This is a genomic window from Novosphingobium panipatense (assembly GCF_900182875.1).
Classification (GTDB): domain Bacteria; phylum Pseudomonadota; class Alphaproteobacteria; order Sphingomonadales; family Sphingomonadaceae; genus Novosphingobium; species Novosphingobium panipatense.
In genome coordinates this window covers 1-9,831 of the sequence record NZ_FXUI01000031.1, presented here as the reverse complement: position 1 = coordinate 9,831, position 9,831 = coordinate 1, and the positions used below count along the sequence as shown (strand labels likewise).

At 60.1% G+C, this 9,831-nt stretch carries 10 protein-coding genes, 1 tRNA gene and 1 pseudogene; 8 read left to right on the top strand and 4 right to left on the bottom strand.

Features of this window, described 5'->3' with window-relative positions; translation table 11 throughout:
- The first annotated feature begins 18 nt into the window (after positions 1-18).
- From QOL62_RS19225 to QOL62_RS19215, 3 genes are all read left to right on the top strand, one after another.
- Positions 19-95, top strand: a tRNA-Met gene (locus tag QOL62_RS19225).
- 172 nt (positions 96-267) lie between these two features.
- Positions 268-390: a hypothetical protein gene (locus tag QOL62_RS19220; RefSeq protein WP_276207871.1), complete on the top strand. Its 123-nt coding sequence runs from the start codon at positions 268-270 to the stop codon at positions 388-390.
- Positions 391-429: 39 nt separating this feature from the next.
- Positions 430-855 carry a hypothetical protein gene (locus QOL62_RS19215; RefSeq protein WP_240511552.1) on the top strand — a complete coding sequence of 142 codons (426 nt, stop codon included), beginning with the start codon at positions 430-432 and terminating at the stop codon, positions 853-855.
- On the opposite strand, the pseudogene QOL62_RS19210 reads toward QOL62_RS19215, so the two are convergent.
- Positions 760-1,812: pseudogene (locus QOL62_RS19210) on the bottom strand (recombinase family protein); the annotation flags it as partial. The gene QOL62_RS19215 and the pseudogene QOL62_RS19210 sit on opposite strands and share 96 nt — an antisense overlap.
- A 416-nt stretch (positions 1,813-2,228) precedes the next feature.
- Between QOL62_RS19210 and QOL62_RS19205 the strand changes: the two are divergent.
- The 5 genes from QOL62_RS19205 (at position 2,229) to QOL62_RS19985 (ending at position 6,194) form a co-directional block, all read left to right on the top strand.
- Positions 2,229-2,447 carry a hypothetical protein gene (locus QOL62_RS19205; RefSeq protein WP_283407262.1) on the top strand — a complete coding sequence of 73 codons (219 nt, stop codon included), beginning with the start codon at positions 2,229-2,231 and terminating at the stop codon, positions 2,445-2,447.
- Positions 2,448-2,482: 35 nt separating this feature from the next.
- Entirely contained in the window at positions 2,483-3,253 is a 771-nt protein-coding gene (locus QOL62_RS19200) for an AAA family ATPase (protein ID WP_283407261.1), read from the top strand.
- 24 nt (positions 3,254-3,277) lie between these two features.
- On the top strand, positions 3,278-3,808 hold the full coding sequence (locus tag QOL62_RS19195) for a hypothetical protein (RefSeq protein WP_283407260.1): 531 nt from the start codon (positions 3,278-3,280) through the stop codon (positions 3,806-3,808).
- 120 nt (positions 3,809-3,928) lie between these two features.
- On the top strand, positions 3,929-5,755 hold the full coding sequence (locus QOL62_RS19190) for a S8 family peptidase (RefSeq protein WP_283407259.1): 1,827 nt from the start codon (positions 3,929-3,931) through the stop codon (positions 5,753-5,755).
- A 289-nt stretch (positions 5,756-6,044) separates the two neighbouring features.
- A complete protein-coding gene (locus tag QOL62_RS19985; protein ID WP_143840507.1) occupies positions 6,045-6,194 on the top strand; it encodes a hypothetical protein in 150 nt (49 codons plus the stop codon).
- Here QOL62_RS19985 and QOL62_RS19185 read toward each other — a convergent pair.
- From QOL62_RS19185 to QOL62_RS19175, 3 genes are all read right to left on the bottom strand, one after another.
- Positions 6,154-7,214 (bottom strand): IS630 family transposase gene (locus QOL62_RS19185; RefSeq protein WP_143840503.1). Its coding sequence is split into 2 segments (ribosomal slippage): positions 6,154-6,722 and positions 6,722-7,214, totalling 1,062 coding nucleotides; the frame shifts between segments, so codons are not numbered across the junction. The two genes, QOL62_RS19985 and QOL62_RS19185, sit on opposite strands and share 41 nt — an antisense overlap.
- Before the next feature lie 207 nt (positions 7,215-7,421).
- On the bottom strand, positions 7,422-8,342 hold the full coding sequence (locus tag QOL62_RS19180; protein ID WP_283407258.1) for a GGDEF domain-containing protein: 921 nt from the start codon (positions 8,340-8,342) through the stop codon (positions 7,422-7,424).
- 225 nt (positions 8,343-8,567) lie between these two features.
- Positions 8,568-9,533, bottom strand: coding sequence for a Dyp-type peroxidase (locus QOL62_RS19175; RefSeq protein WP_029547512.1), 966 nt, complete (start codon positions 9,531-9,533; stop codon positions 8,568-8,570).
- Positions 9,534-9,831: the final 298 nt, after the last annotated feature.

Below are 9,831 nucleotides of genomic sequence, written 5' to 3'. Positions count from 1 at the left end.
AACGCACACAATCGGTGACGCGGGGTGGAGCAGCCCGGTAGCTCGTCAGGCTCATAACCTGAAGGTCGCAGGTTCAAATCCTGCCCCCGCAACCACCGATACCGACAAACCAGATTTTTCACTGGTTTGTCGGTCTCTGTTAGATCGCCCTCCCGCAACCACCGATACCGACATACCGGACACCCCTGGCGCACCAGCGCCGGGGGTGGTGTCGTTTTTGGCGGATTGCTGCCGCTCAAGCCAATCCAGGATGGTACCGAACTCGCCATGCAGCATGGCGTTGACTTCGCCGCGCCTGGTGCCCGGCGTCAGGACGACGCGCTCGATGAGCCCGCGCAGGGCGTCGGCTGCCTCTTCGCGTTCCTCGGGACAGACCAGCGCGTCTGCTAGCCGCTCGACCTTGCCGCGATAGATCTCGGCGATGTTGGGATGGATATCCGGAACATCAGCCGGGGCGGCAGCGAGACGGGCGCGGATGGCGTCCTCCTGTGCTTCCAGATCGAGGAGGCGGTCGACGAGGGTGCGTGTTCCCTTGCCTTCCTCCACGATGTCCAGAACGCCCTTGATCGCTTTCAGGACCTTGTCGAGTTCAGCGCGATCTGCCGTGTCGGTTGCCCGGCGCTCGCGGTTCAGGCGATTGGTCTCCTCTACGCAGGTGCGAATGGCCCTGGCGGCAACTTCGGGACTCATCATTCGATCGCGGAGGCCATCGAGAACCCGTGCCTCGAGTTTCTCACGAGAAATGCTATGACCATTCGAACAGTTTCTCGTGTCGATATGGTTCGAACATGCAAACCGCCCCTGCCCGCGAAGGGTATAAGACCCGCCGCAGCATCCGCAGTAAACGAGGCCTGAGAGCAGGCTCCTGGGGCGACGGGTGCGGTTCAGCTTATTGTGTGCTGCGCGCGTCGCTTCGATGACGCCGGCATATTGGACCGCTATATCTTCCTGTCTTGCCTTGGCTGCCTGCCACAGTTCCTCATCGACGATCCGTAGATCGGGGACGTCGGTGACGATCCATTCCGATTGCGGATTGATCCGTGACACACGCTTGCCGGTCTGCGGATTCTTGAGATAGCGAAGCCGGTTCCAGACCAGCTTTCCGATATAGAGCTCATTGTTAAGCAGACCGGTTCCACGTTTTGCGTGGCCCCGGATCGTCGTCGATGTCCAAAGTGTGCCGGTCGGAGCGGGTATGCCCGCTTCATTCAAGCGGCGCGCAATCGCCTGAGGGCTAAGTCCGTTGGCGAACTGCCGAAAGACCTGACGCACCACCTCGGCTTCGACGGAATTGATGCTGCGCTCGCCATGGACTGCCTCGCCTTCGCTGGAGAAGCGACGAACAACGTCATAGCCATAACACAGGCCGCCGCCAGACTTGCCTTTCTCGACGCGTCCGCGCAGGCCACGATGAGTCTTCTTCGCAAGGTCCTTGAGGAACAGGGCATTCATGGTGCCCTTAAGGCCGACATGTAGCTCGGACACTTCGCCCTCAGCCAGCGTGACGATCTTCACGCCAGCGAATTGCAGGTGCTTGTAGAGCGTTGCAACGTCGGCCTGATCGCGGGACACGCGATCCAATGCCTCCGCGAGCAGAACATCGAAGCGGCCCATCTGTGCGTCCTGGACGAGAGCCTGAATGCCGGGGCGCAGGATAACGCTGGCACCCGAGATCGCTGCGTCCTTGTAGTTCCCTACGATGTGCCAGCCTTCACGCTTTGCCTGCTCCCGACATATAAGGAACTGATCCTCAATCGAGGCGGCACTCTGCTTGTCGTCGGAATAGCGGGCATAAAGGGCGACGCGGGTCATATCGTTCTCCTCGTGAAGAAATTAACATGATCTTTGTCACCGGCCAAACTGCGCGGCGTGATGGCCAAGGCTTGCTTCCTATCGATTCCGAGTGTGCTTCAATTGTTGTGCCGCTGCACGCGACCATATGTTTCGCCAGCTGCCTGTTATTCCACAATGCCGACGAGGGTGTTGGCGAGTGGAGGCTGGCAATCCTGTCCCGGATGAATCGGGCTAAAAAATGCGCTGCAGACGATGGGAATGGCTTTTATCAGGTTGATTTAACCGCAGGCGACATAGGCCCGTGGCCCCTTGGCTAAGCGCGTCATCTTTTTTGCTGCGCTCGACTGTCCACGCGATAAGATCGACCTGTTGCCGAGCCATTGTTCTGCTATGGGGTGTGAGTAGCTATCGGCTGATCGGAGAAAGGAGGAGTTATGGCTGGCGCAAAGCAGGTGATCGCTCTTCTCGCCGGGCACGTCGAAGGGAATGACGAGCGGGTTTATACGGTCGCGCTGCAGATCGCGGCCGCCGAGGCACGCCAAGGGCACGTCAAGACAGCCGAAACGTTGCGAAAGCTAGTCGATACGGCGCGGACCAGTGCGGGGGGGGCACTTCCTCCTTACGGCCCCAACTCGCCATCGCAACGCCGTTAGCCAAACCACGCGGCGAACTTGAAGAGTTGGTGCATGTGTCGCACAGCGACACCCGCCTTGCGGATATGACGCTGACCGAGGCGATCCGAGCTCGACTGAGCCGCTTGGTGGTACAGCAGCAAAATCGCGAGCGTTTGCGCGAGTTCGGACAGCATCCGAGCTCAAAACTCTTGTTGGTTGGCCCACCCGGATCGGGCAAGACCTTAACCGCGAGCGCTCTGGCGGGCGAATTGCACTTGCCCCTGTTCACCGTTCGCCTTGAAGGTGTAATTACCCGTTTTCTAGGGGAGAGCGCCGGTAAGCTGCGGCTCATCTTCAATCAGATTGCCCAAATGCGCGGCGTCTATCTCTTCGATGAATTCGACGCGATCGGGGGAAAGCGTGGTGCTGCCAACGAGGTTGGCGAAATGCGTCGAGTTCTCAATTCATTCCTCCAGTTTCTCGAGGAAGCCAATGCAACCGACAGCGTGGTCGTCGCTGCGACGAACCATCCCGAACTTCTGGACAGGGCGCTTGTGCGCCGGTTCGATGAGATCATAGAGTATGGCTTGCCGGATGCGTCAGGCATCAAGGCGATGATGCGCCATCGGCTGGGCCGGATGGCCGGCCGCTCGCTGGGTTGGGAAAAGATTCTCCCCTTGACCGAGGGGCTCAGCCAGGCCGAACTGGCACGCGTCGCAGATGAGGCAACGAAGGAGGCGATCCTTGCCGGTCGCAAGACGGTTGCTACCGATGAGATTTTGGCGGCCCTCAACGCCAGGCGCGCGATGAGAGAAGCGGTCGCCGACATTTTCAACGACAGATAAGATTTTTGCGGCAGATGGGGGATTATGCCGAGCGGTTATAGGCGACAGCATCTACGCATCGATCACTTTGTCGATCTCAAGCCCTACAAACGCCCGAACCGCATGGTTCCCGGGCGCGATCTGGGGAGAGAGACCGAACGCCATGCCGAAAGCCTGAAGCGTGACCTCGCGCAGGCATGGGCCGGCGCCGAGGGCATACTGTCGCTGCGGGACGCCCAGGTTGTGGGCGAACCTGGCCGATATATCGAGTTCGAGACGCTACCGGAGCAACCGCTTCCGGACCTGAACTGGACGAGCAAGGGAATCAGGCTGGCAAGCGTCGCCAGGTCGGACGAGGGGGCAACGATCGGTACGATCTTCGTTCCCGACGCCCAGCAGGAATTCCTCGATATGAAGATCGACGAATATCAGTCCAAGCGCGGAAAATCGGGCCGACCCTCGCACGAGGCGCGTTTCGCGTCAATCGAGCACTTCCGTCTCGCACGACTGGAATCGCTATGGGTCGATGCACGACCGATGCCTGCCGAAGGCGCACCAACGTGGTGGGAATGCTAGTGTTGGCCTGATCGGATCGCCAATTTAGATGCGAAGGCCGCGGCTGTAGATGTGCTCGTCGGAGAAGACAGGCTGCGCTTTGCCGAACGGGAGGTTGTCTTCATCTATGCCGATCGACAGATGCTGGCGAGGATCGTCGCCAGCACGGATGCTGTCGCGGAAATTCGCCTCGGCCGAGACGACGCCAGTTTCTTCACGAGCGGGGAAGGGCGCGATGATCAAAATGGTTGGATCGATGCGACCGTCCAGCGGTTGGTACCGAGCGAGAATGCTGACGGGATCGCTGTCTGTCTACTCGATACAGGCGTCAATCGGGCCCATGCGCTCCTGGCTCCCGTTTTTTCCGCTGACGATCTCCACAGTGTCAATCCAGCTTGGGGTACCGACGACGATCACGGGCATGGCAGCGAGATGTCGGGCCTCGCTTTCTTCGGGGATCTATCCGCCACGTTGGCATCGACCGATCCTCTTGCGATCACGTTCGTCGGTGAGGCGGTAAAGCTGCTGCCGCCGCAGGGCTTTCCTGCGACGCAGCCGCAAAGCTACGGCTTGGTAACGCAGCAGGCGATATCGCGGCCTGAAATATCGCGCCCCGACCGCGACCGCATCTTCTGCATGGCCGTGACCCAAGCGGACGTCCACGGCCCGCGCGCCACCAGCTGGAGCGCAACGCTCGATACCATGGCTTTCGGGGGCGGCGAGATCGACGATTTGCGCCAGCGGCTGATCTGCGTGTCAGCGGGTAACCTTCCCGATGGATTGCAGCATGGCGATCTTGAGGACTGGGACAGCTATGAGATTGAGGACCCGGCTCACGCTTGGAATGTCCTGTCTGTGGGCGGCTATACCCTCAAGGGCCCCATCACGGACCAAGGCTATGAACATTGGGTCTGTGCCGCTGCGATCGGCACGCTCAGTCCTTACAGCCGGGTCTCGGCGAGTTGGTACCGGGGGGTTGCGCCGATCAAGCCGGAACTGGTGCTGGAAGCGGGTAACAAAGGCATCGATAGCGCAGATTCTTCACTGGTGAGCGGGATGGATTCGCTATCCCTGCTCACGACAAGTCGCGATCCGTTGGTTCATCCTCTGACGTTGTCGTGGGCAACGAGTGCGGCGACGGCGCAGCTAAGCGGAATGGCTACCGCGCTTCTCGCTGATGATCGCTCGCTCTGGCCGGAAACCGTGCGCGCGCTGCTGACCCACAGCGCCCGCTGGACGCCGCCGATGGAGACGGCGTTGCTTGCGACGGGCCAGAAGGCCGAACGCCTGCTGATGCTGCGTCGTTTCGGGTACGGTGTTCCCTCTCTCGATCGGGCCTTGCGCTCAGCCTCAAATTCCCTTGCGCTGGTAGCCCAGCAGGAAATTCAGCCATTTCACCGAACCAAGGGAGGCACAAAGCTCCATCAGGCGCATTTCTTCTCACTTCCCTGGCCCAGAGACACGCTTCTTGATCTGGGTGAGCATGAGGTGCGCTTACGGGTGTCGCTCTCCTACTTCATCGAACCCAATCCCAGCGCGGATGCTCCGCTGTCGCCGGCGCGATACCGGTCCGCAGGGCTTCGCTTCGATCTGCGCCGCAGGAATGAGCCTCAAGACCGGTTTGAGGCTAGGGTCAATGCGCTGGCATCGCTCGAGGAGGACGAAGGTGATTTGCCCGGGGTGTTTGCAGACCAGGGCCGCTTGCTGGGCGAACGATCTATTTCGGCTGGTTCGCTTCACGTCGACGAATGGCGATGCAATGCCGCCGACCTTGCGGACCGCAACGCCATCGCAATCTTCCCAGTTGGCGGCTGGTGGAAGATGAGCAAGGATCGTAGCCGTAACAATGGCTCTATGCGCTATGCTCTCGTGGTTACCATCGATGCCGGCGATGTCGAGCAGGATCTCTGGGTTGAAGCAGCCGTCGCCGCCGGTATTGAGATAGAACAGGATGTGAGCATCTCATAAAATGACAAGGTCGATCTTGTCGCGCTTTAAATCCGGTGCGGATAGTGGGCTTCCGTTTCCCAGCTGTTACCCGGCCACAGCGGGGATCGAACCGCGCCAGTTGGCAGACAGCAAATGTCGATGACTACGTATGAGCAAATCCGCAAATTTCCGCGATCTCCATCTTTCTGGAAGAGCGCCGTTCATGCTTAAGCTCCGTGGGCCGGAAAATGCCCGGTGAGCATCGCATTGGCTGTTCGGCTCGAGATAATTGCCATTCGAGTTTTGGGGCGACCTGCTTCATGCCAAGATGCTTGTGGTTTACGGATCGTTCGGGCTGGTCAGCTCCACCAACCTGGATCGACGTAGTCTCGATTTCATTTTCGAGAATAACATCCTGTTATACCACTGTGCATTGATCAGAACCTATGCGCCCATTGGCGGAGACCAATGGACATGATGCGCCAAGGCTGATCGACGAGCTTGTTCCAGGCGAAGCAGCAGTGATCGACGATGTCGTCGTAGGATGAGAAGATGCGGTTCGACAGCCAGTTGTCGCGCATAAACTGCCAGACGTTTTCGACGGGATTCAACTCGGGACATCTGGGTGGGAGCGGCAAGAGGGTGATGTTGTCGGGCACGACCAGTTCCGCTGAGCCATGCCATCCGGCTTGATCGAGCAGTAGAACGGCATGCGCTCCCGGCGCAACGTGGAAAGCGATCTCTTCGAGATGCATGCTCATGGCCTCACTGTTGCAACGGGGCATGACGATGCCGGCACCTTTGCCCTCGGCAGGACAGATCGCGCCAAAGATCCAGGCGGAAGCCCGGCGCTGGTCCTTGGGCGCAGATGGCCGGGTTCCCCGCCTTGCCCATCGACGCGTGAGCTTGGTCTGCTGGCCGATCCGAGCCTCATCTTGCCACCACAGCTCTATCGGCGTGCCTTTGGGAAGGGCCCTTCTGATTTTCGCCAGGCGGGCTGCGAATGTTTTTTAAAATCGGCGATATCATCGGACTTCTGGCCATGATGGCGGGGCCGAGCGGTGAGCTTGCGATAGCCCATCGCCCGCAACTCCCGTCCCAACGTGAAGCGCGTGACCGACAAGCCGAACTCGTCCCAAATCCATTGCGCCAGATCAACAAGCCGCCAGCGCACCACACCATGAGCCGCAGGGATCGGTCCAGCCTCAACCTGCTGCGCGAGACGGGCTCGCTGCTCGTCGTTCAGGATTGAGGCCGGGCCCGGCGCCTTGCGTGTTGCCAGCCCTTCGGGGCCGGCTTCGTTGAACCGCAGCACCCAGTCCCTCACGATCTGCAACGTCACCCCGGCCATCTTGGCCGCATCACTTCGGCTCCCGCCGTCCAGGATCACCGCCAGAGCTAGCACGCGCCGAACCTGATCGGGATCATCACATCGTCTCGAGAACCGGCGTAAATCTGCCGAATTGAAATCTGATCGAACACCTATCGCTGCCGCCATCGCAAGCCTCCTCGTGCTCGCTCCGGTGAATCAGAAAATCAGCAACTTGGGAATCCCAACCGTGAGTCAAACCCTGCGCTCATCGGTATTAGCCTCAGCAGAACTGGCCGGTCAGGTGGCCGATCGTCATTGCAAATGGATGGCAGATTGAGTCGAGATCAATCACCACGGTATTGCACTCGGTTCTTGCTGCGCCACGTTAAGGCTTCACACCATCCGATGTCGGGACGGCGCCCGTGACCCGAAAGAGGCATGGTCCGGCATCGCCTGATCGGCGCGCGCGATTTGCACACTGTTCTTACCGGCATGTTTGGCCCTGTACATCGCGAGGTCGGCCGCATGCATCAATTCGGCGAGATTGCGAGATACCATAGGTGGGATGAGGAGGGCGCCCATGCTGCAGGTCAGCGGATACTGCCCCTGCGTAAGCAGGCTCAACAACCGCGAGTGAATGCTGAGCGCGAAGCCTTGTCCTTCGGCTATGGACGGCACGTGCAGAAGGAGACCGAACTCATCGCCGCCCAACCGCCCCACAAGGTCCTCGCGGCGCACGATCGCGGACAGGCTGTCGGCGAAGGTGCGCAGCACGGCGTCGCCGGCGCCGTGTCCGTGTGTGCTGTTGATCGCCTTGAAATCGTCCAGGTCCAGCATGACGAGCAGGAGGGTGGCGTTGCTGCGACCTGCCGCCTCGATCCTCTTGCCGGCGCGGCAATAAAAGACCTGATGGTTGAGCGCCCCCGTCATCGTATCCCGACGGGCGCGATAGCGTTCCCGTTGGAAGGAGCGACGGAAACTGCTGATCACGATCGCAACGGTCCCGAAGCAGACCAGCCGGATGCATAGCTTCACGGCCAATATGCCCGAGCTCAGTTCCGCCTCCTGGGAGACCGCCGGCATGGTTGTAAGAACCGCCACAACGATAGCGATGATGAAGCTGGCTGTACCGCCCAGAGACCAGGCTGCCCCGCAGATGAGGAGGAGGTAGAACGGTCCCATCCCGACATAGGGAAAACTGAAGTCAGCCCCGGCTATGCCCGAGATGATGACGACGATGGCGAAGCAGGCAAGCCTGCGCGGCAGAAAATACAGGCCTTCGGCCACCCAGCCGCTAGGGGTAAGTCTCTCCATGCGTCACACCTGACCTCACCACTTATTTTCTTTGCATGTCGGACATAGTGCCCGCCGTGGAGGCGAGGCGCCAGTTCAACTCTGGTGCGGGCCACAATGTCGAGGGCCCATCATCGCCATTTCCGGCCTATGATAGAGCCGATTGGTTAAAAACTCCGTCCGCCCAGAATAATAATGCGTCAAATCAGAACCCGGCAGGCACAGGAATAGATACGGCGTAGGCCTTCAGCTTGGCTCCTGGGCCAGCTTAGCCATCGTGGCCCGCGATGGTGCGAAGAACGTGGTGCCGGTATGGGCGGTGGAAAAATCAAGCAGGCGATCGTAGGCGCCGGCAGGCTCGCCGACGAACATGCGCTGCAGCATCCTCTCAACGACCCACAGATGGCGGGAATATCCAATAAAATAGGTTCCGTACTCGCTGCGGCCGGGGCTGCCGAAGGGCATGTTGTCCCGCAGGATATCATGCTCGGTCCCATCGGCATCGACAATCGTCGCCAGCGACTTGTGGGATTTTCGCGGGGCTGCGTCGTCGTCGATCTCGATATTATCGACCTTGGTGCGACCTATGATCGCTTCCTGTTTTGCCGTATCCACGGCATTCCAAGCCGCCAGGTCGTGAAGGTATTTCTGCACCACGACGTAGCTGCCGCCGGCAAAATCGCCGTCCTCATCGCCGACAAGCGCCGAGGTCGGGATATCGCGGCCCGCCGGGTTCGCGGTACCGTCCACGAAGCCGAGAAGGTCACGGGCATCGAAGTAGCGAAAACCTGAAACCTCGTCGACGACGCGGACAGCATCGCCGAGCGTGGTCAGCAACAGCTTCTCGAGTTCGAAACAGAAATCGGCGCGTTCGGCGCGGATGTGAAACAGCATGTCTCCGGGCGTGGACGGCGCATTGTGCGCGGTGCCGGTGATCGACGCGAACGGTTTCAATTCTGCAGGCCTTTTCAACGGATCGAGACGGTCCCACAGGTTCGCGCCGATCCCGACGATGCACGAAAGCTTCGCTCCAAGGTCACGGAAGCCAACTGTCTTGATGAGGTCGTCAAGCCCGTCGAGGACCGATCGAACGGTGCTGAGAGGGGAGGGGCCATCAGCGACGCAGAGCACCAGAAAAACCGCGGAACTCGAGAGGGGAGCCTCAATGCTTTGCGCGTCGATCGGAACCCGGTCCCATGTCTGTCCTGCCATTCGTTACTCCGACACTCATTGCCGCCTGCGCCGACGAAGCGCCGCTACGGTAAGGTTATGCATTTCGTGCAGCGGCCGCCACCGCTGATCGTCTCCGGAGCCATTTCTGATGGCCGGATCAAACGGCGCTAGGTGCGTGCAGCCGGATCGACCAGAAGGCATGGTCTCTGACCGCGCCCTCTTACTGCGGCAAAAGTGAAGCGCTAGTGGATGGAATCTAACGCTTGGTGCCCGCGCTTGACGGCGGCGATGATTTTGTCGGGATCGGCGGCCCAGGTGAAGGGCTTGGGCTGCTGGT

What these genes read in the sequence shown, in the direction of transcription:
- QOL62_RS19220 (WP_276207871.1), top strand. Translation starts at nt 268, where the DNA reads ATGCAGCATGGCGTTGACTTCGCCGCGCCTGGTGCCCGGCGTCAGGAC.
- QOL62_RS19215 (WP_240511552.1), top strand. Translation starts at nt 430, where the DNA reads ATGGATATCCGGAACATCAGCCGGGGCGGCAGCGAGACGGGCGCGGAT.
- QOL62_RS19205 (WP_283407262.1), top strand. Translation starts at nt 2,229, where the DNA reads ATGGCTGGCGCAAAGCAGGTGATCGCTCTTCTCGCCGGGCACGTCGAA.
- QOL62_RS19195 (WP_283407260.1), top strand. Translation starts at nt 3,278, where the DNA reads ATGCCGAGCGGTTATAGGCGACAGCATCTACGCATCGATCACTTTGTC.
- QOL62_RS19190 (WP_283407259.1), top strand. Translation starts at nt 3,929, where the DNA reads ATGCTGGCGAGGATCGTCGCCAGCACGGATGCTGTCGCGGAAATTCGC.
- QOL62_RS19985 (WP_143840507.1), top strand. Translation starts at nt 6,045, where the DNA reads ATGCTTGTGGTTTACGGATCGTTCGGGCTGGTCAGCTCCACCAACCTG.
- QOL62_RS19180 (WP_283407258.1), bottom strand. Translation starts at nt 8,342, where the DNA reads ATGGAGAGACTTACCCCTAGCGGCTGGGTGGCCGAAGGCCTGTATTTT.
- QOL62_RS19175 (WP_029547512.1), bottom strand. Translation starts at nt 9,533, where the DNA reads ATGGCAGGACAGACATGGGACCGGGTTCCGATCGACGCGCAAAGCATT.